The sequence below is a fragment of the Ruegeria sp. HKCCD7181 genome, assembly GCF_057221055.1.
Window position 1 is genome coordinate 598,739 of record NZ_JBWVBC010000001.1, and the last position, 21,704, is coordinate 620,442.

At 54.0% G+C, this 21,704-nt stretch carries 16 protein-coding genes; 12 read left to right on the plus strand and 4 right to left on the minus strand.

Annotated elements, in window-relative coordinates:
- The first annotated feature begins 67 nt into the window (after positions 1-67).
- From AC2TCY_RS02995 to AC2TCY_RS03040, 10 genes are all read left to right on the plus strand, one after another.
- A complete protein-coding gene (locus tag AC2TCY_RS02995; protein WP_480845367.1) occupies positions 68-1,408 on the plus strand; it encodes a M16 family metallopeptidase in 1,341 nt (446 codons plus the stop codon).
- A complete protein-coding gene (locus AC2TCY_RS03000; RefSeq protein WP_480845369.1) occupies positions 1,405-2,709 on the plus strand; it encodes a M16 family metallopeptidase in 1,305 nt (434 codons plus the stop codon). The genes AC2TCY_RS02995 and AC2TCY_RS03000 overlap by 4 nt, the downstream gene beginning before the upstream one ends.
- Positions 2,710-3,097: 388 nt before the next feature.
- On the plus strand, positions 3,098-3,658 hold the full coding sequence (gene rfbC, locus AC2TCY_RS03005) for a dTDP-4-dehydrorhamnose 3,5-epimerase (RefSeq protein WP_480845370.1): 561 nt from the start codon (positions 3,098-3,100) through the stop codon (positions 3,656-3,658).
- Entirely contained in the window at positions 3,655-4,695 is a 1,041-nt protein-coding gene (gene rfbB, locus AC2TCY_RS03010) for a dTDP-glucose 4,6-dehydratase (protein ID WP_480845372.1), read from the plus strand. Before rfbC ends, rfbB begins: the two co-directional genes overlap by 4 nt.
- The gene (gene rfbD, locus AC2TCY_RS03015) at positions 4,692-5,537 is read left to right on the plus strand and encodes a dTDP-4-dehydrorhamnose reductase (RefSeq protein ID WP_480845373.1); all 846 of its coding nucleotides are present in this window, start codon (positions 4,692-4,694) and stop codon (positions 5,535-5,537) included. Before rfbB ends, rfbD begins: the two co-directional genes overlap by 4 nt.
- A complete protein-coding gene (rfbA, locus tag AC2TCY_RS03020) occupies positions 5,537-6,409 on the plus strand; it encodes a glucose-1-phosphate thymidylyltransferase RfbA (RefSeq protein WP_480845374.1) in 873 nt (290 codons plus the stop codon). Before rfbD ends, rfbA begins: the two co-directional genes overlap by 1 nt.
- Positions 6,410-6,643: 234 nt before the next feature.
- Entirely contained in the window at positions 6,644-8,476 is a 1,833-nt protein-coding gene (locus AC2TCY_RS03025; protein WP_480845376.1) for a type I secretion system permease/ATPase, read from the plus strand.
- Positions 8,477-8,901: 425 nt separating this feature from the next.
- Entirely contained in the window at positions 8,902-10,923 is a 2,022-nt protein-coding gene (locus AC2TCY_RS03030; RefSeq protein WP_480845377.1) for a right-handed parallel beta-helix repeat-containing protein, read from the plus strand.
- A 212-nt stretch (positions 10,924-11,135) separates the two neighbouring features.
- Positions 11,136-12,071, plus strand: coding sequence for a glycosyltransferase family 2 protein (locus AC2TCY_RS03035; protein ID WP_480845378.1), 936 nt, complete (start codon positions 11,136-11,138; stop codon positions 12,069-12,071).
- 26 nt (positions 12,072-12,097) lie between these two features.
- Complete coding sequence (locus tag AC2TCY_RS03040; protein WP_480845379.1) at positions 12,098-13,456, plus strand: O-antigen ligase family protein; 1,359 nt, start codon at positions 12,098-12,100, stop codon at positions 13,454-13,456.
- Between the two features lie 176 nt (positions 13,457-13,632).
- On the opposite strand, the gene AC2TCY_RS03045 is transcribed toward AC2TCY_RS03040, so the two are convergent.
- From AC2TCY_RS03045 to AC2TCY_RS03060, 4 genes are all read right to left on the minus strand, one after another.
- Positions 13,633-15,036 carry an oligosaccharide flippase family protein gene (locus tag AC2TCY_RS03045; RefSeq protein WP_480845380.1) on the minus strand — a complete coding sequence of 468 codons (1,404 nt, stop codon included), beginning with the start codon at positions 15,034-15,036 and terminating at the stop codon, positions 13,633-13,635.
- Between the two features lie 164 nt (positions 15,037-15,200).
- On the minus strand, positions 15,201-16,607 hold the full coding sequence (locus AC2TCY_RS03050) for a porin family protein (protein ID WP_480845381.1): 1,407 nt from the start codon (positions 16,605-16,607) through the stop codon (positions 15,201-15,203).
- A gap of 39 nt (positions 16,608-16,646) precedes the next feature.
- Positions 16,647-17,225 carry a polysaccharide biosynthesis/export family protein gene (locus tag AC2TCY_RS03055; protein ID WP_480845382.1) on the minus strand — a complete coding sequence of 193 codons (579 nt, stop codon included), beginning with the start codon at positions 17,223-17,225 and terminating at the stop codon, positions 16,647-16,649.
- 215 nt (positions 17,226-17,440) lie between these two features.
- On the minus strand, positions 17,441-18,139 hold the full coding sequence (locus AC2TCY_RS03060) for a sugar transferase (RefSeq protein WP_480845383.1): 699 nt from the start codon (positions 18,137-18,139) through the stop codon (positions 17,441-17,443).
- A 1,173-nt stretch (positions 18,140-19,312) separates the two neighbouring features.
- On the opposite strand from AC2TCY_RS03060, the gene AC2TCY_RS03065 reads away from it, so the two are divergent.
- Both AC2TCY_RS03065 and AC2TCY_RS03070 read left to right on the plus strand, forming a co-directional pair.
- Entirely contained in the window at positions 19,313-20,095 is a 783-nt protein-coding gene (locus AC2TCY_RS03065) for an ExeA family protein (protein ID WP_480845384.1), read from the plus strand.
- A 59-nt stretch (positions 20,096-20,154) separates the two neighbouring features.
- Positions 20,155-21,672: a GumC family protein gene (locus tag AC2TCY_RS03070; protein WP_480845386.1), complete on the plus strand. Its 1,518-nt coding sequence runs from the start codon at positions 20,155-20,157 to the stop codon at positions 21,670-21,672.
- Positions 21,673-21,704: the final 32 nt, after the last annotated feature.

Sequence of the window (21,704 nt, forward strand, 5' to 3'; positions counted from 1 at the left end):
CATCGGTCTTGAACCCGCGCGGCGCCACCGTAGTTTGAACACCATAAAACGAAACGGAGGACGCCCCATGGTTCGGGCCCTTGCATTGTCGGCTGCCCTATTTGCTGCCACCCCTCTCTTGGCCAGTGAAGGGCACGAGGCGGTTACGACGTTCACATTGGATAACGGCATGGATGTCGTTGTGGTCGAAGATCATCGTGCGCCCGTTGTGCAGCACATGGTCTGGTACCGGGCGGGCTCGGCGGATGAACCCATCGGGTCGTCCGGAGTGGCGCATTTCCTGGAACACCTGTTGTTCAAGGGCACAGACACACTGGCGCCCGGCGAGTTTTCCGCCACTGTTGCGGCCAATGGCGGCAACGACAACGCGTTCACCTCTTATGACTACACTGCCTATTTCCAGCGCGTCGCCGCCGACCGGCTTGAACTGATGATGCGGATGGAGGCAGACCGGATGCGCAATATCCGCCTGTCCGAAGAGGATATCGCCACCGAACGGGACGTAATCCTGGAAGAGCGTAACCAGCGCACCGAAAACAACCCACGTGCCCTGTTCGGCGAACAAATGAGTGCGTCGCAGTATCTCAATCATCGCTACGGCGTCCCGATCATCGGCTGGAAGCATGAGATGGAAGAGCTGGATATGGAGGACGCGCTGTCGTTCTATCAAATCCATTATTCCCCGAACAATGCCATTCTGGTTGTCACCGGCGATGTCGACCCCGAAGAGGTTCGCGCACTGGCCGATCAGTATTACGGTGTGATCCCGGCCAACCCAGATTTGCCGGAACGGGTGCGGTCGCAAGAACCGCCGCAAACCGCCGAGCGCCGTCTGACTTTCAAAGACCCTCGGGTCGCGCAGCCCTATGTTCAGCGCAGCTATCTGGCGCCGGAACGCGACGCGGGTGCACAGGAAAAGGCCGCCGCGTTGTATTTGCTGGCCGAATTGCTCGGCGGCAGCACGACGTCCTACCTGAATGAAAAACTGCAGCTTGAGCAGCAGAAGGCTGTCTATGCCGGCTCGTTCTACCGTGGTGTCTCGCTGGACGATACGACCTTTGACCTGATCGTGGTTCCGGCAGAGGGCGTGTCCCTGCAGGAGGCCGAGGAGGCAATGGATCAGGCCGTTGCCGATTTCATTGCCGAAGGTGTGAACGAGGAAGACCTGGACCGGATCAAGATGCAGCTGCGTGCAGCCCAGACCTATGCGCGCGACAATGTGGACGGGATCGGCAATCGCTATGGGCGGGCGCTGACCAGCGGGCTTACGGTCGAGGACGTGCAAGCCTGGCCTGATATTCTGCAGGCCGTGACCGGAGATGAGATCATTGCCGCGGCGCGTGATGTCCTGCAACCCGAAGCATCTGTAACCGGGTGGTTGATGCGCGACGATGAGGTGACGCAATGAAACGGTTTTTCGCATCTCTGATCGTCTGTCTCATCGCTCTGCCTGCTTGGGCAGAGATAAAAATCGAAGAGGTCACTTCACCTGGCGGCATTACGGCTTGGCTGGTCGAGGATCACTCGATCCCCTTCACTGCGCTGGAGTTGCGGTTCCGCGGCGGCACTTCGCTGGACGATCCGGACAGCCGTGGTGCCGTTTATCTGATGAGCGGTCTGATCGAGGAAGGTGCTGGGGACATGGATGCGCGCACCTATGCGCGCGAGCTGGAATCTCTGGCAGCATCGTTCAAATACCGTGCCACCGATGACTCGGTTGCCATATCTGCGCAATTTCTGACCGAAAACCGTGATGATGTGATTGACCTGTTGCGGACCACGATCCACGAGCCACGCTTTGATCAGGATGCGATCGACCGGGTGCGCGCGCAGATTCTGTCGGGTTTGCGTTCGGATCAGACCGATCCGAACGATATAGCAGGGCGCAGCTTTGCTAAGATGGCCTACGGTGACCACCCATACGGGTCCGAAGGCAAGGGAACGATCGAAAGCGTTTCGGCGCTGACCCGGGAGGAAATCATAGCCGCCTATGACGGCGTCTTTGCCAAAGATCGCCTGTATGTGGGTGCCGTGGGTGACATCACCGCTGAAGAGCTTGGTGCGTTGCTAGATAAGCTGCTGGCGGATTTACCCGAGACCGGAAAACCAACGCCCGAAAGGGCGGATGTGAACATTCCCGGTGGCGTCAGCGTGGTGGAGTTCGACACTCCGCAATCTGTGGCCCTGTTTGCCCAGAAAGGCATTGATCGGGACGATCCCGACTTCTTTGCCGCCTACCTTCTGAATCACATTCTTGGTGGTGGTGGCTTCGAAAGCCGCCTGATGCAGGAAGTGCGTGAGAAGCGTGGCCTTACCTACGGTGTATCGACCTTTCTTGTGCCCAAGGATCTGGCCTCGGTTTATTTGGGCTCGGTGTCTTCGGCCAACGACCGGATTGCCGATGCGGTGGATGTGATCCGCGATGAATGGGCCCGCGCGGCAACCGAAGGTGTGACCCAGAAAGAGCTGGACGACGCCAAGACCTATCTGACCGGTGCCTACCCGCTGCGCTTTGATGGGAATGGGCAGATCGCCGGGATAATGGTCGGGATGCAGATGGAGGATTTGCCGATCGACTATATCGCCACGCGCAACGATCAGGTGAATGCTGTGACCCTGGAAGATGTGAACCGCGTTGCAGCCGAACTGCTGGACCCCGACGGTCTGCATTTCACCGTCGTCGGGAAACCCGTTGGATTAGACGGTTGATCGTTATTGAGCGATAACACCAAACACGGCCCCGCCCGGCGGGTGGGCCGATGCCTGCCCAGGTAAAACGCGCAGATTTGGCAATTTCAGGCGTTACTGGCTGTGTTCTGAAATCAGCCCAGGAACTGGCCTTTAGTCATGTTACCGTTTTTGCCCTAATTGCCTTTGCAGTTTGCGAGTAAACAATTCCCTCAGTCCGGCTCTCATTGTCGACAAGCTGAGTGCTGCTGTTCACGTAAATTATCTGAGAGAATCGCCCAATTCGCCTGAATCTATTGTTCTTCAAGGGATATGCCCTCAAAGCGGCAATTCAGTGGGTGTCGGGCCTAGTGACATATGAATTTGCCATTGCTAAGACTGAAATCACTTTTGAAAAGGGACCTAATTAATGAAAATTGAAGAAACCGCATTACCGGGCGTTATCGTTCTCACGCCGAAGCGGTTTTCTGACGCACGGGGTTTTTTCAGCGAAAGCTGGAACAAGAAAACGCTGGCCGATTTAGGAATTGAATTGGATTTTCTACAGGACAACCACTCATTGTCGGTAGAGAAGGGCACCTTGCGCGGACTACATTTTCAGGCTCCGCCGCATGCTCAGGATAAACTGTTGCGCTGCGGGCGTGGGCGGTTACTGGATGTGGCCGTGGACGTCCGAAAGGGCTCACCTACTTTCGGGAAATGGGTCAGTGTTGAATTATCCGCGGAAAACGGGCGTCAGCTGCTGGTGCCAAAAGGCTTCCTGCACGGGTTCCTGACGCAGGAACCGAACACTGAGCTCTGCTATAAGTGTTCCGATTATTATGCGCCAGAGTGTGACAGCGTGGTACGCTGGGACAGTTGCGGTGTTGATTGGGGTCTGACAGGTAACCCGATCCTGTCCGAAAAGGATGTCAACGCCCCGGTTTTCGCTGAGTTTGACAGCCCCTTCGTCTGGGAGGGCCCGACGTGAAGCTTCTGGTGACCGGAGGGGCTGGATTTATAGGGTCAGCTGTGGTGCGTCAGGCCATTGGCGAAGGGCATCAGGTCATCAATCTGGACGCACTGACCTATGCTGCCTGTCTGGACAACGTGGCAAGTGTTTCGGGTTCTCCGGGCTATACATTTGTCGAGGCTGATATCTGTGATCGTCCCGCAATGGACCGTGCCTTTGCTCAGCATCGGCCGGACGCGGTGATGCACCTTGCCGCGGAATCTCATGTAGACCGTTCAATCGACGGACCCGGGGCATTTGTTGAGACCAACGTCACCGGCACCTATACACTACTTGAAGCGGCGCGCGCGTATTGGCGGTCTCAGGGACAGCCTGATGACTTCCGTTTTCACCACATATCCACTGATGAGGTGTTCGGCTCGCTTGCCGAAAACGGCGTGTTCACCGAGGAAACACCATACGATCCGCGCTCGCCCTATTCCGCGTCCAAAGCGGCTAGCGACCATCTGGTGCGCGCCTGGCACGAGACTTATGGGTTGCCGGTTGTGCTGTCCAATTGTTCGAATAACTATGGACCTTACCACTTCCCGGAAAAACTCATCCCCGTTGTAATCCTGAATGCGTTGGCCGGTCAGCCGATCCCTGTCTACGGCAAGGGCGAGAATGTTCGCGACTGGCTGTATGTCGAGGATCACGCGGACGCGCTGCTGACAGTATTGCGGAAGGGTCAGGTTGGAAGGTCCTATAATATCGGCGGCGAGAATGAGGCCCGCAATATCGACCTTGTGCGGACGATCTGTGCAATTCTCGACGATAAACGCCCTAAGGATCGACCGTATTCCGAGCAAATAACGTTCGTAGCTGACCGCCCGGGCCACGATCTGCGTTACGCGATCGACCCGACGCGCATTCGCACCGAGCTTGGATGGCGCCCGTCTGTTACGCTGGAAGAAGGCTTGGAAAAGACAGTACAGTGGTATCTGGACAATGAAAGCTGGTGGCGCACCCTACAAAACCGGCATGGTGTTGGAGAGCGGTTGGGAGTGAGGGCGTGATCCTTGTATTCGGCAAGACAGGCCAGGTGGGGCAAGAGTTGGCAGACCATCCCGGCGTCTTGTGTCTGGATCGGGCAGCGGCGGACTTGTCGCGACCCTCGACCTGCGCGGAGGCTATTCAACGGCATCGGCCTACCGCAGTGATCAACGCCGCTGCTTTCACAGCCGTGGATCGGGCCGAGGACCAAGAAGCAGAAGCTACCGTTACAAACGGTGATGCACCTGGTGCCATGGCCAGCACCTGCGCTGAACTGGGCATCCCGATGGTTCAGATTTCCACCGACTACGTGTTTGATGGCAGCGAAAACACTGGGTGGCTGCCTGGAGATGCAACCGCGCCCTTGGGGGCCTATGGCCGCTCTAAACTGAAAGGCGAGCAGGCTGTGTTGGAACAAGGTGGGTGTTACGCGATATTGCGGACCTCCTGGGTTGTTTCGTCTCATGGGAAGAACTTCATCAAAACGATGCTGCGGTTGAGCAAAGAGCGGGATGAGCTGACAGTAGTGTCCGATCAGATCGGCGGACCCACCCCGGCGAGGGATATTGCAATGGCCTGTGTGGCAATCGCGAACCAGCTTATCGCGGACCCCGGGAAAACAGGCATCTACCACTATTCCGGCACACCAGAGATCAGTTGGGCCGATTTCGCGCGTGAGATTTTTATGCGAACCGGAATGGACTGTCGTGTTACGGACATTCTGACACGTGACTATCCGACGCCAGCCCGGCGGCCGCTGAATTCACGTTTGGATTGCAGTTCCTCCGAAAAGGTTTTTGGTTTGGACCGCCCGGATTGGCGGCCTGGTTTAACGAGTATTTTAAGAGATTTGGGAGAGATCTGATGACAGGTCGCAAGGGGATCATTCTGGCCGGCGGCAGCGGGACACGTTTGTACCCGATCACCATGGGGCTGTCCAAACAGCTGCTGCCGATTTACGACAAGCCAATGATCTATTACCCGCTGAGCGTGCTGATGCTGGCAGGGATTCGCGAGATCTGCATCATCACGACGCCGCAGGATCAGTATCAGTTCCAGCAAACACTGGGGAACGGATCGCAATGGGGGGTCGAGCTCAGCTATCAGGTGCAACCCAGCCCGGATGGTCTGGCACAGGCCTATATTCTGGCCGAAGAGTTTCTGGACGGTGCGCCATCGGCGATGATCCTTGGAGACAACATCTTCTTCGGTCACGGGTTACCACAGCTGATGTCGGCAGCGGATGAGAAACCAACTGGGGGAACCGTTTTCGGGTATCACGTTGCCGACCCTGAACGCTATGGCGTGGTCGCTTTCGACGAAGAGGGCAGGGCGCGGGAGATCATCGAAAAACCTGCTGTGCCGCCCTCCAGATATGCAGTGACCGGTCTCTATTTTCTGGATGCTACGGCTTCGGAACGGGCGCGCGCTGTAGAACCTTCAGCGCGTGGAGAGCTTGAGATTACCGAGTTGCTGCAATCCTATCTTCAGGAAGGGTTGTTGCAGGTAGAAACCATGGGGCGGGGATATGCGTGGCTGGACACTGGCACCCATGCTTCGCTTTTGGATGCCGGCAACTTTGTCCGTACTCTGGAAGAACGCCAGGGGCTTCAGACTGGCTGCCCGGAAGAGATCGCGTACCAACAGGGATGGATCAGTCGCGAAGCGTTGAGCCAAGAAGCCGAGAAGTTTGCAAAGAATGGGTACGGGGCCTATTTGACTGGTCTTCTGAACTAGAGAACTGGCCAATCGACCTGTTTGCATTGCACTGGCTCAGCGACCTGAACGCACCTCTTAACCGCAAGCAAAAGTTCATGCCTTGCCCTTGTCCTAGGCTGTCGGATTTTCGCGCGAATTGACCCGAGCGGACACACTGGGTAGCGCCCGGTTTCTGTTTGGTACATAATTTACATTATTTTCTTTGAGCAGGGTCAGCACCGTGAAACGGACTGGTCCGGAATTGTTGTATTGATGGTGGGTTTGTTGGTGAAAGATAGGGCTCGGACCGAGCAAAGTGTGGATCAGGATTTTGCGGACCCGCAGCAAAACCCTTATCGTCAGGCCATAAGAGCGATGCGCCCTACATTGGGTCTTGTGGGCTTGCTCAGCGCCCTTATCAACATCCTGATGTTAACGGGCCCGGTTTATTTGGTTCTGGTTTATGATCGTGTTTTGCCCAGCGGGTCAGTTTCGACCCTGAAACAGCTCTTTCTGATTGTGGTGATCCTTTTCACCTTACTGGGCCTATTCGAATTGCTGCGGTCCAGACTGTTGTCGCGAGCCAGCTTCAAACTTGATGAAAACCTGCGTGAGAAGATATGCGATTTCTGGCTCGTGAGCGCCATTGACGAGAAGACCTTTCCGAACAGCCCGCTGCGCGATCTCGAGATCGTTCGAAGCTTTGTCAGCGGTCCGGCGATCCTGGGTTTGTTCGATCTGCCCTGGATTCCCATCTTCCTGGTGGTTGTCTTTTGGATACACCCCTGGCTGGGCATGCTGACCGTTCTTGGCGCCCTGATCGTGGTTGCCGCGGCGCTTTTCAATCGTTTCTCGACCCGAGATTCCATTAAAGGGGCTGCCCAAACTGACGAAGTCGAAAGGGCATTTCTTCAACGCACGTGGCGCAACGCCGATATGGTTACGGGCTTGGGAATAAAGCAAAGCGTAGTTCGGCATTGGTCGACTTTGCGCAAGGCCAGTCTTTTCCATGTGCGCGCGGGGGCTGAAAGGTCAGAGTATTTTGCAGCGTTTTCGAAGTCCTTCAGGTTGCTGCTGCAATCGGCGCTTTTAACGGTCGGCGCGTATTTGGCGATCATTCAAGAGATTTCGCTTGGCACGATAATTGCTGCCTCGATCCTGGCCGGACGTGCGTTGGCTCCGATGGATCAGGTCATAGGTCAATGGCGCTCGATCGGACGGGCGACAGAGGCTCATAAACGCTTGTGTGACACGCTTGATCGGTTCGTAGAGCAACCATCTGCGACAGATCTGGGGATACCTGAGGCCAGGATCGTTGTGCAGAACCTGAGCAAGACTGCGCCTGAAGGCTGCCCGCACTCAACGAGACCTCGTATCCTGGATCAGATCGAGTTTTCCCTCGGGCCCGGCGACGGTTTGGTCGTGATTGGCAAGAGTGGTGCGGGAAAGTCCAGTTTGGCGAAATTGCTGGTTGGGGTATGGCAACCGGATACTGGCGACATACAGATGGATGGGCAGGCAGTCGACAAATGGCAATCCAGTGCGTTGGGGCACCATATCGGGTATTTGCCGCAACAGGTGGATATGTTGCCGGGAACAATTGCTCAGAACATCTCGGGCTTTCGTACGAACGCAAATGAAGAAGACATTGCAGAGGCGGCCCGTATTGCCGGGGTGCATGATCTTGTCCTGGAAATGGCTGATGGCTTTGCAACCCAAATCGGAACCTCTGCGCAGCCGCTGTCAGGCGGGCAAATCCAAGGGTTGGGATTGGCGCGCGCCGTTTACGGTATGCCAAAACTCGTTGTACTGGACGAACCGAATTCGAATTTGGATGTCGATGGTAATGATGCCCTTGTCGCGGCGATAAGGAAACTGCGCGCCCGTGGATGTGTCGTAGTCATCATGGCGCATCGCCCAAACGTCATTGAAGCCGCGAACAAGGTTCTACTGTTGCATGAAGGCCGGATGGTTCGGATGGGCAGCAAGGTTGATGTTCTCGGAGGGGCGCATGCAAGATCGAAAGGTGGCGCAACTGTGAAAACCAAAAGGGGTGTACCTGCGCAGCCATTTTCCATGCGATCGGTTGATATGACCGGGGACTGATTGCATGAAGCGGACCATGCCCCGTAGCAGGAGTTCTGTGCGATTGCTGGGCCAATAAAACGGCAGTTCGAATTAAAAGAACCTCTGTCATGGGTGCCATGCCGATTCCTCTGGACTGCCAGAAATGGAATCGATCAGCGAGCCGGATAAAAAATGTTTGGTTGCAGCGCGCCAGGCTGATTCCACCTTAGGAAGATTCGTGGGATTGTTTCTTGTCGTGGGGCCAATCTTGTGGCGGAACCCTGCCGATTGGTCTCTATTTTGTTAAAATAAGCGGTTACGATAAGCAACTAGCCACCGATCATTCACAATATCGGCTCCTTTCTGCCGTAATCCGCCGAATAATCATCACCCATGATGCACTTTGTTTCCAAGCCGCATAACCATTCAGTGGGGCTGGAAATCCGAGCAGGAGCTAAGGACGGATGACTGTTTATAACGTAAGTACCGCGGCAGAACTCACTGCTGCGTTAGGAAGTGCAAGCGGCGGGGATGAAATCCGCCTGGCTAGCGGAGACTACGGGAGTTTGAACTTGAACACTCAGTTCAACTCCGAGGTTCGGATCGTATCAGATGATCCGAGCAAACCCGCGAGCTTTTCATCAATGAACCTAAATGGAGCGTCGAACCTCACCTTTGATGGGGTGACCTTCGACTATACCTTTAATCAGGGCGACAAGATCTGGGATACACCCTTTCAGATCAACAACAGCTCTAACATTGCCATAGTGAACTCGACATTCGATGGGGATGTCGCAAGCGGTTTGACTGTGGAGGACAATGGGTACGGTGCCGCCAAGGGCTTAACTGTCAATGGTTCAAGCGGTATCACCTTGGCCGGAAACGAAATTTTCGATTTCTGGAAAGGTGTCCATTTCACGGACAGTAAGAACCTTAACATTCAGAACAACGAGCTGCATTCACTGCGCTCTGACGGCATGAACTTTGTCGATGTACAAGGCGTTCTGATCGAAAAGAACTATATTCACGATTTCGAGGCATCCCCCACCTCGGGCGATCATCGCGATATGATTCAGTTCTGGACCAACAACACAACCGAGGCGACCTCGGATGTGATCATCCGGGACAATACATTCGATGTTGGGCAAAGCGCCTGGACCCAGACAATTTTCATGCGGAACATTGAAGCGGAAAAGGGGAATACGGCCCTTTACTACCAAAATGTTACTATTGAAAACAACGTGATCTACAATTCGCATCCCCATGGGATCACTGTCGGGGAAACCAACGGTCTTGTTGTCAGCAATAACACTCTGGCATTCGCGGATGGGGATACCAGTTTTGTGGATGCAAGGGCTGCTATTGCGCCGCCACAGATCAACATCGCCTCTGGCTCTACGAATGTGACCATCGATCAGAACGTCACGTCCAAGATCAACGGGTACGGTGGTCAATCTGGTTGGAACGTTCAAAACAATGCGCTTGTTCAAAACACCAATCCGAATGGCGCGGGCTATTACGGGGATGTGTTCACGGACCAATCGTTGAACGCTTCGACACCGTATCACGACTATGTTGTGGAGCCGGGCAGCATCATCGATCAGTTGAACGCTGGTGCGTCGTTGGCTCACCCCGAGGATAGTCAGGCGTCAAACACGACGCCTACGCCGACACCAACACCGCCGACAACACCCACTGTCCCGGTGACGGACCCGACACCAACGGACCCGACACCAACGGACCCGACACCAACGGATCCGATACCAACGGATCCAGATCCAACGGACACGGCGACGACCGACCCGGTTCCGACGGATCCGGACCCAACGCCGGTTGATCCTGCAACGCCGCCTTCCGGTACTGCTGGAATCGACGTTAACAAGATCGACACCTTCGTCATGGACTTTGATGCTTTGGCGGCGTCGAACGCCTTGAAAGGTGATGCCAGTGTTATCACAACGGCATCTGGTGATCAGGCGCTGTATCTTGATGGTTCTAACGACAAAGCGTTTTTGGGACGACTGAAAGAGTTCGAAAACTCTGATCAGCTGTCGTTCTCGATCGATTTCCAGCGCGACTCAGCAGATGGCGCAACGGAAAAACTGCTCTGGAACCACAAGAAAATTGGCGTCTCGCTGGTTGGTGACGGCCTGGAAATCCAGGTTGGGAACAACGACAAAAAGTTCCATGACGGATTTATTCTGGAGGACCTTGGCCTGAATGACACGGATCAGCATCAACTGACCGTGATTATCGATGCCGATACGGATCGACTTCAGGTCTTTGTCGATGGCCAAATGGTGCTGGACGATCAGAGCCTCGATCTGGACATCGTCGGTGCCGGCGGACGTGAATGGGGATGGTCCGTGGGTCCAATGTGGGGCAACGGATTTGATGGGGAAATACATGATTTCCGCATCGATGACGAAGCCGATTTCTATGACCAACCGGTTATCGTTGACGATACCATGGCCGTGTTCGGTTGATTACAAAGAGCGCTGGTTTTCCAGCGCTCTTTTTCTTTTGCAGGATGCGGAACGATAGGGCGGTATTCGCGGAAATTATTTCCAGCCATTCATCAATGATTTAGCGATTTAACAAACTTACAGACTAGGTGCGGGAAATCCTGACAAGCACGCTGAAAACCTGCATATAAGGGTTGGTTATCTTGTGTTAGTAAATTTGGATGAGTGCAACAGTGACACAGTCGGATCACAGCGGATCCCCTCGGGTTTCCATTATTGTCATCAGCTACAATACCCGCGAAATGACATTGGAATGTCTGCGCTCCGTTCGGGATCAAACGCAGGTTCCGTACGAGTTGATTGTCGTTGATAACGCTTCAACAGATGGATCGGCACAAGCTATTGCCGACGAGTTTCCGGATATCCAGTTGATGGCTGAGTCCGACAATCACGGATTTGCGCTGGCCAACAATCTTGCCGCGATGAAGGCGAATGGCGAGTATCTTCTGTTGCTCAATCCAGATACGGTTGTTTTGGACCACGCGATCAACCACTTGCTGGAGTTTGCAGATGAACGCCCGGAAGCCAGAATCTGGGGTGGTAAAACGTTTTATGGCGATTTGTCTCTCAACCCGACTAATGCCTGGAACCGTATGACGCTTTGGGGCGTCATTAGTCAGGCGCTGGGCTTTTCAAGTCTGTTTCGAAAAAGCAGCCTGTTCAATCCCGAAGCGATTCCGGGCTGGGATCGCGACAGCGAGTACGAGGTCGATATCGTAACGGGGTGTTTCTTCCTTATCAAACGGGCTTTCTGGGAAGAGCTGGGCGGCTTTGATAAGGCATACTTCATGTACGGAGAAGAGGCCGATCTGTGCCTGCGCGCCCGTGCGAAAGGAGCGCGGCCGCGAATTACGCCAGAAGCCAAGATAATCCACTATGCCGGGGCATCTGAAAAGGTGCGTTCGGACAAGATGGTGAGGCTCTTGCGTGCCAAAATGACGCTTATCATGCATCATTTCCCGAAATGGCAGCGGAAAATTGGTCAAGCCGTATTTCGCCTTTGGCCGTGGTCGCGTATGGTCGGGTTAAGTATTTTGCGACGGCCGGAGGCCGCTGATGTCTGGCGCGAAATCTGGCATAGGCGCCGGGAATGGCAGGACGGATACTGACGCGCAGAAAAAAGATCATTTGATAGATGTCTGTAACGCACCTTGAAAGATCCTATCTGAGGCCAGAGAAAGCGAAGGCCGGGAACCGCCTCAACTTTCTGATCATTGTCTTTCTGGCCAGCCTGCTTGTCCCCCTCACGATCGAGTTGGGGCAATTCAAACTATTGGCCTACCGGGTCGCAGTGCTGCTTCTGTTTATACCGGCGATCTGGGCCTGGGCCAGGGGGGACGCCGGGCGACGTACTCTGGCTGACTATCTCATGATCTTGCTGGCCATATGGGTGGCCATCGCGATTATTGCTGTTCATGGCATAGGCGTAGTTTGGCAGGGGGCAGGCATTCACACGGCCGAACTTCTGGGTTCCTATATGCTTGGCCGGGCTTTTATAAGAACCCCGGAGCAATTCAAGAAAGTCACGAAAATACTTGCTTTCGGGTTTATTCTGCTGTTGCCCTTTGCCCTTATCGAAGCTCTGACTTCCGAGAATGTTCTGCTGCGACTGTGGAGCTACGTCGGCCAGGCATTTCCAGATGTCGATCATGAACAACGTTTGGGATTTGATCGTGTCCAAGGCCCGTTCGAACATCCAATACACTTTGGCGTTTATGGCGGCGCTCTGATCGGTATGACTTATTATGTCGTCTCATACGGCACCAGTGTTTGGGGACGCATCTGGAGAACGGCGTTGGTCAGCGGCACCGCCTTCTTTTCGTTGTCCTCAGGACCGCTGGCGGCGATGACAGCTCAAATGTGTCTCATTGGCTGGGACGTTGTCCTGAAACGCCATAAGAACCGTTGGTGGTGGTTGGCCGCACTGGTTACCATAATGTACATCGCAATCGACATCCTCTCGAACCGGACCCCGGTCGAAGTATTCATCAGTTACTTCGCACTAAACGCTCAGACCGGCTATGGGCGCATCCTGATCCTTCAATATGGAATGCAAAACGCCTTTGCCAATCCCATCTTCGGAATTGGTTTCAATGACTGGGTGCGTCCTGCCTGGATGACGGACAGCGTTGACATGTTCTGGATTTATTACGCGATGGTGAGCGGATTGCCAGCGGGCGTTTTCCTTCTGGGATCCTTTTTGGCCATGGTAATTTCGGTAATCCGGCGCCCTTTCACCGACGTACGCATACGTCAATACCGGATGGGTTGGCTGGTTACGATGTTTGGCCTATTTATGGCGGGTTGGATGGTCCATTTCTGGAAAGTCCCATTCGTGCTGTTTTGCTTCCTGCTCGGGACTGGTGGATGGTTCCTTAGCTATCAGCCGAAGGAGGATAATTCTGACGCTGCAAGGGCAGACGACCAAAAGCGCAGGCTTCACTACACCAGATTCCCTGTCAGATCCGGCCGTCGATCCCAGCCGTCAGAGTAATGCCACTGCTGCATATTGTTGCCGCGCTTGCGCGGATTGGATGTGAGATTTCCCTCGATACCCGTGCGGTCGTTATCTGAGAAAAACATCTTTACGCTGGCATGATCCAGAATCGAAATGCCCGTCATAAAGCTGGGGTGCACGCGTTTCCTCAGGCGAGGCGGGCGATCATCTGATCATTCGGAATATTGGGTAAACACTCGTCGTGCGACATAGTTCCGCAAGTCCTTCATGGTTGCCCAGCAACAGACCAGCAAAATACTGGCGCCCGCAAATGTCCAAAACAAAGAGAATCCGCTGAGAGTTGCTTCCAACACTGGCGTCGCTGCCAGTAGCAGGAAAGCAGCGCAAATAGGTATCGCCATTGGCCGCAGAGGTAAATCAAGCCGGTTGCGCACCAAAATCAGCGACGTCGCGAAACCTAGCACCTCTCCGGTTGTGGCGATTACAATGATCACCAACAGATCGGCGCCCTGAATGGCCGCGTACCAGGACAGAGGCAAGGATAGCGCCCGGAATGCATTGGCAAACATGGCGTTGGTCGTCCGCCCTTTGGCCAGGGCAACTGTGGCGCTTCCGGTTTTGAAAACGCGTACGGCTTGCAGGATCGCGAGCGGGACGAGGTAAGGGATCAACGGGGTGTACTTGTCGCCCAAGACAAATGTGACAAAGACCGCCCCCAATACCAGAATGATGCCTGCAGGCAGCAGACCGTTCATAAGGCTGGCCTGCATGGTCGCATAGGCCAAGTGGCCAAATTTGTCATCTTCACTTTTTACAGCAGACAGTTGAGGTAGGAAAAAGCTCTGGGTACTTTTCGCCAGGATCAGAGTGGGCGTAAGTGTCAGAGTGAAGCCCATCGCAAAGATAGCCAGATCCGCCATCCCCATCTCTCGACCCACGACCACTTTCTCACCTTCAAATACAAGAACGAGAAGGACGTTGTTGATCAGCAATGGCCACCCAAAATTTAGGGCATGGCGGATTCTTTGCCCCTCAAGTCGAAGCTTGTAGCGGCGCTCGGCCATCAAATGCGAAAGAGCAACCGTAGTTACACCCTGCAAAAGCACAGCATACAGCATCACGCGATAGTCGCCGAGTTGCTTAAACAAAGGCCACACAATCAAAACAGACAGAAAGGCTGGAAGCGACGTGCTTAGTACCAGTGGCTTGAAGATCTGACGGCGCTGCAACCTGTAGATATCGAAATGAGTGAAGCCATTCAGCAGGGGAATGAGTGCCAGAACTTGATAAGCCCACGCAACTTCAGGAATACCGAGAAATTGCGCAATGGGATGAGCGAGAACGAATAGCAACGCGGCTGAAATAACGGCTCGCAGGGCCTGAAAGCCCTGTAGGCCCGCCTGCAAGTCCTCGTCGTTTCCGTCTTTGTCCTGAATGATCAGCTGCTGGAGCCCTAGATTGGATGCAAGCTCGACAATGGCCATGCTGATCGCGAAAGTAGCTGCAATACCATAGTCTTCAACACTGACAAGGCGAGCGACCAAAAGGTTGCGCGCGAAAGTCATCGCAGAGCCGAACGCGTTTCCGGACAGTATCAACAGAGCGGATTTGAACATGTCGCGGAATTCCAGAAAGTCGCGCTACTCTATAACCAAAAAACGATAAACCGCTCCTTCAGTCACCTATACTCTATATGATCGCCTTTTTTTAGGCGATCATAATTGCGTGTCGACCCTGGGCGAGCCCCAAACCCCCACTGATCTGTGAACAATACCCCGCGTTAGCGCTGAACAACGAATAGTCGGTCCAGGGTCACGAAGATTTCGTTGGACTGGGCGGTACCGACACCTTCTTCGAAGCGATGTCTGTACTCGTAGCCAGCTGAAATGCTCCAATCCTCTGTCAGAGACCGCGTATAGGCGGCGCGGAACGTGGTGTTGTCAGTATTTGTCACCGCTTGTGTTGGCGGTCCAGCATTGTCTACCGCGGCGTAGGCAACCGTGAAGTCGAGGAACGAAATCGAGTTGATAGTTGCCAGATACCCTAATGACGCTCTGGTCACGCGGATATCATCACCTTGCGAGTCGTTCCGGAAGTCTCGTGATAGCGAAGCATTAAACACGTGCCTGGGGAGGGCATAAGTGTAAGCAAGCGAGTAAATAGGATCGACATCCCCTGTCGCCCCTTTTGACGCACCCAGGGACACGTCAAGTGAACCGCGGGGAAGGAGCATTGAGCGCGAAACAACCGCATTTGTCCGGCGGCCTGTGATTGCCAAATCAGAATCGAAACCGATCGCGGCAGACCCGTTATTCAGAACTCGGGTGAGTGTTGCCCCATAAACCGCCCCATCTTCCCTTCGCGCAGGCAAAATTGCTTCAGTTTCATTGACTTCCTTGTACCCAAGGAAAGCCGCCAAGCTGGTGGCCGCGTCAATCTCATGGGTCAGGTCAAAGATAACTGTGTTTTCTTCGCGCTCTTCCTGAATGGACTGGTCACCATCGTAGTCCAGGTACACATAGCCCAGCCGACCGTTGGTAACTGGAGAAAAGACAAAAGTCGCAAAGATATTTGAGCGGAACGTATTGTTGTCGAACAGACCGGGATCGGTGGTGTCTTTGTACTGTTCATCAAAATACTGCAGGTCGAAACCAAAGCCGAAAGGATCGTTGATACCCGTTTCATACAAGATATTTGCGGTGCTGGTCGTGCGCGTACCGTCGTCGATGATCAAGCTTTGCGAGTTGATTTGGTCCAGTTCGCGAAGTGGGTCGTCGAAGTTCAGGTCAACCTGACGAACGCGGAGATCGCCGGAGAAGCGGCTGTTCCCGACGTCACGGGTGTAAGCAAGGAAAGCATTCGGATCGTCGAATTCGACGGTTTCCGTGCGGCCGGGAACTTCACCCAGTCGAAGAATGCCGGACAGATCCAATTGCAGAGTGTCGATCTGCGTTTCTTTCAAAAGCCCGAAAGACAGAGTGGTATCCAGTATGATCGTGTCCCCCGGGGGGGTCGTGTCCAGACCGAAGTTGTCATTTGCGCGTAGTGCCGAGCTAATCCCATACGTCAAAGTCAGCCCACCGGGGGCTGACTGTGTACCTGGAGCTGACTGGCCTGTTGCTGTAGTTGCCGATGCAAGTGCAGTCGTTGCTGCCAGCACCGCAGTCAGATACTGTTTTTTGTTCACCTTGGCCCCCTGCTCTTGGGCAATGGTTATTCGAGATGGTTATTCGAAGAGTTTACGTTGCGGGATCACGATAACGTCACCTGCCTGAAGTGCAACATTACCGGTATTGGTATAGTAATTGTAGTTATAGACGTTGCTTCCACGACGCAGTTGGATGCGTTTCCCTGCTGCAAACCGGGTCAAACCGCCCGCTTCGGCAATGGCCTGCAGGATTGTTGCGTTGCTGGATACGAGAATCTTGCCGGGAATGGTGACTTCACCAGTAATGAAAATGTCCCGACCGTTCACAATGCCCGTTTGCAAAGTTGGCGTCGCCAGAGCGCCTACGGATACGAATACCGTTGGTGGTGCTGCAAAGTTTGGCGCCAGACGACTGGTCAGAGTGCCACGCAGTTCGCCGACGGAAGCCCCGGCAGCTGGAATGGATCCGACAATCGGAAGGTTGATCGACCCATCAGGCAATACCAAGGCTTGGCGGTTGAGGCTGGCATCCTCGAGAACTTCGATCTGCAAAATGTCGCCGGGCTTGATCCGGTATCCTTGCGCAGAAGCGTCAGATGTCATCAGGCCTGTGGCCATCAACATAGTGATGACAAGGCTGCAAAGGAGTTTTTTCATAACGTCTCCCCCGGGTGTTGAAGGTTTTGTAAGCTTAACCCTAAGTTGGGCTATGTGAAGAATATTTTCGTAGTCTAGACGAGACATGAGGCAAAAATACGGCTCGTTGTTTAGTGTGCTACGTCGTCCTTGCGTGTTTCGCCGACCCTCCCTTTGTCGGCATCCAGACTGGCTGGCTTTCTTTTCAGAGGCGACATGACGGGCGACTTGCCCGGTCAGTGCCCGGTGCATCGCAAGACAGCACCAACGGTTTTGAACAGTATCAGCAGGTCATTCTTGAAGGACAACGTTTCGCAGTAGCGCGTGTCAAAGTTTGCTCTGTCGGCAAAAGTCGTTTCATTTCGATCTGAAACTTGCCACAGGCCGGTTATGCCAGGACGCATCTCGTAATATGCGCGATCGGGATACAGAGCCTTTTGGCTGACCATCATCGGGCGCGGGCCAATCAGCGACATATCTCCTCGCAGAACGTTCCACAGCTGGGGCAACTCATCCAGCGAAGACCGGCGCATGAAGTGTCCAATGGACGTAATGCGCGGATCGTCCTTCAGTTTCTGCGTGCTATCCCACTCCACGCTGGCAGAAGGGTTATCTGCCAGGTAACGCTCCAGCCGATCATCGGCGTCGTTAACCATTGTACGGATTTTGAACATGGTGAAGGTGACGCCGTTACGGCCGACTCTGGACTGCCTGTAGAACGGCGCAGCCCCGTCACGCGACGCGATCAGCGCCAGCACGGCGATCAACGGAACCGCGATCGGAATTGTCAGAAGGATGAATGCGATATCCAGCGCTCGCTTGAGGTAGTCTCGATAGAATCGCGCGGATGTGCGTGGGCGGACCTGCTTCGCGCGAACATGCCGATGAGAGGCAATATCCTTGGCAGCGTCGAAGTTTTGCATATGTGTTGCCATTACCAACTTTACTCCAAGCACTTGAGCACACAGCACGCTCAGGCTTTACTCGTTACTTGATCGACAAACGATCACTCTCAAAAAAGTACCAAACTGATCTTGCTTTGTATTGTCCGCTTTTCCGCAAGAATGTCGCCATAATTTTCACCCATTTCTAAAAAAAATTTCCGGAACCTCATTAAGCAGCTGATAAATAAGGTATTGTTACCGCAAAATGCAGGTGTCTTCAAGTCGAGATTGTTTCTCGGCTGAATGTAATTGTGTTCGGCGCTGTTCATTGATGCGCCGGGAGGGGACTCAGGGCCCGTTTCGAAGCAAGGGCTGAATCTAACGTGATCGCATCCTTGGATACTTTTCGCTGATATCTGTCGTGCCACGTCCGCTGTTTAACCTTCAGATTTTCCCCAAGATCTCCGAGTGAGGCCGAGGTTGAGTTCATTCTGTCCACGCAACTGGTTTAGCGGCACTTGGCAACAGAAAATTAACGACTCTGGCTCATTGGTGAGGGATCGTGAAAGAAGGCGCCCAGCAATTTGACCGCAAGCGGGTGATGTGAGCTTGCTGGCTCACGCGTGGAAGAATTGGGTGCCAGAAAGTTGCGGGCCTTCTCAAATCTTGTTGCAGAGGGCCGCGCCAGCTGTGGCATGAGCGACGTGGACCCAGGGCCGTGAGTCATCGGTCGACGATCTTTGACGCGCATGTTGTCTAAATGCGTGCAAAATTCTCAGGTGAAACCGCAAAGGCGAAACCTGGCTTCAACTGAAATCTCTTTTTGGCAGGGTTTCCACTCGCTCGGTGAATCTTGAGTTGAAAAAATGCCCGCTCTGGTATTGTTTCCATTTCTGACTATATTTCAGTCAATGCCTAGGTATTGAACGGAAATCGAGCATCAACCGCCTGACAATTTGCATCAATAAACTGAATCAGCCAGAAAGCTGATCTAGGGCACGGTTCCAGCGGGTCTTTGGTTATGCTTGTTAGACATTCATGCTATGTTTTTCTGTAGGTTTGGTTGTGTTCGGAGAAAGTCGACATCACAAGATGAGTTCCGATGAGTTGTATACAAGGTTTTTCGGACTGAATGAGCGGCCCTTTACGCTGGTTCCGGATCCGAGCTTTCTGTATTGGTCCGCGCAGCACAAACGAGCGTTTTCGGTTCTGGAGTTCGGAATTATGTCGCGGTCGCCGATCACGCTTGTGACCGGGGAAATCGGCGCCGGAAAAACGACATTGGTGCAGAAACTTCTTTCGCGAGTGGATGACGAACAGGTAACGATCGGCCTGATTTCCAACGCCCAAGGTGGGCGTGGAGAGTTGTTGCAATGGGTGCTGAATGCGCTTTCTTTGCCGTTCGATGCCGAAGAAAGCTATGTAGCGATGTTTCAGCGCTTTCAGGAGTTCATGATCAGCGAATACGCAGCCGGACGGCGCGTCGTTCTTATCATTGACGAGGCACAGAATCTTTCTGCCGAGGGGCTGGAAGAACTGCGGATGCTAACCAATATTAACAGCAACAAAGATGAGCTCATTCAATTGATTCTGGTGGGTCAGCCCGAACTCAGGGATATGGTCTTGTCACCGTCCATGCGCCAGCTGGCTCAGCGTGTCGCCGCCAGCTTCCATCTGGATCGTATGGATGAGAAAACGGTGATTGGATACATCTCGCATCGCCTTGTCGCGGCTGGCGGCACTGGCAAAGAGTTCACTTCTGGTGCGTGCAAGGCCATCTATCAGGCAACGCAGGGTGTGCCCCGGCTTGTAAATCAGCTCTGCGAGTTCGCGATGATGTATGCCTGGAGCGATGAGGCCAAGGTCGTGTCGCTGAGAGTAGTCAAATCCGTTCTCAAGGACGGTGTCTTTTTTGGCGGGCTGTCGTTGGAGCAAGGCAAAGACAACAGCGACCTGCTGTTTCTTCACTCGAGCGATCGCGTGATGCCGGAGGGCAGGACAGGTTAATGCCACATTTGGGTGTTACCGAAATTACTGAGTAAGAGGTTCTGAGACAAGTGTTGGACGTGCGGTACTATTTATCTCTGTTTTTGCGGCGGCTGCCGATTTTTCTGATTGTGGCGGTACTGATTTCCGCTGTGGCGATCACACTAGCTCAGACCTTGCCGCCGTCCTACGTATCGGCTGCCCGCCTTGCAGTGGAACGTCCTAAAATTGACGATCCGTCTGCGCAGTTGGCGCCAGAACTGGCGCAACTACAGATTGCGCAGGGCAAGCTGATGACTCGGGCCAATCTGCTGACGATTGCCGATGTCGTTCGTCCGATGCCTGATCAGGACGTAAAAAGCCCGGATGAAATCGAAGACTGGATGCGCAGCCATACAACACTTTGGAGCCGGGCGCGTCGGGGCGAAGCAACATTCCTGGACATAAGCTTCGAAGCTCGCGACCCGGAGCACGCGGCATGGGTGCTTGAGGAATATCTGGAAATCCTTGCGCAGATCGGGGCCGACGAAGGCATTCAAAACGCCGCACAAAAGCTTCAGTTCTACGAGCGTCTTGAAGCAGATCTGCGTCAAAAGCTGGCGGATCAGAATGCGCGTATACTGGACTTCAAAAGCAACAATCTGGAAGCCCTGCCGGAAAGCCTTGATACAAGGCTGAATCAACAGCGCAATCTGCAGGATCGGCTGGCGCAATACGATCGCGATCAGTCAGTGCTGTTAGATCAGCGCGTGCGCTTGATCCAGATATTTGAATCTACGGGGCAAGTCGCCGGGACACCCGCCGGGCCAAATCTGACTCCCGAGCAGCAACAGCTACGAGTCTTGCGGTCTCAGCTTAACGACGCCATGGCGCTGTATTCCAGCGAACATCCCCAGGTGAAAGTTCTGGAAGCCAAGATCAGGCAGCTGGAACAAGTGGTTCGGCTACAGCCGACTCCGCAGACGAAACCCGGTACGACCGGAAACCCGCTGCTTGACTCACAGTTGGCTGACATTGATGCGCGCGTCGCCGACATCGAGCGTCAAAAGTCGGATGCCCAGATTCAGCTTGCAACCGTGACTACAACAATTGAGCAAACTCCCATTAACGCGATCAAACTGGAAGAATTGACGCTGGAACGGGACAATATTCAGGCTCAGTATTCCGATGTGCGGGCCAAGCTTGCCGACGCTGCAGCCAGTAAAGAGATCATCGCAGGCAATCAGGGGCAGCGCGTGGTCGTGATCGAGCCGCCTTCGATACCGGATTACCCCAGTAAGCCCAACCGGCTGATCATTGCGGCTGGCGGAACACTTATGGGCATAATGACCGGGTTTGCCATGGTTGTCCTGTTGATGATCGTCGATCAGTCCATTCACCGTCCGCAGGATTTGGTAACCCGCCTGAATGTAACACCTTTAGCGACCATCCCCAACATCGTGACTGCAGCGGATCGCGTTCGCGCACGGATACGCGGGATGGCCTGGTTTACGGCAGTAGTAATCGTGGTATCAGCATTGGTCTATGCAGTTCATGTTTATTATCAACCGCTTGACGAAATGTTCCTTCCGTTCATCGAAAAGATGGGTTTCGCGTGATGGGTGTAATTTGGGTATTGGTGCGAAAGGAC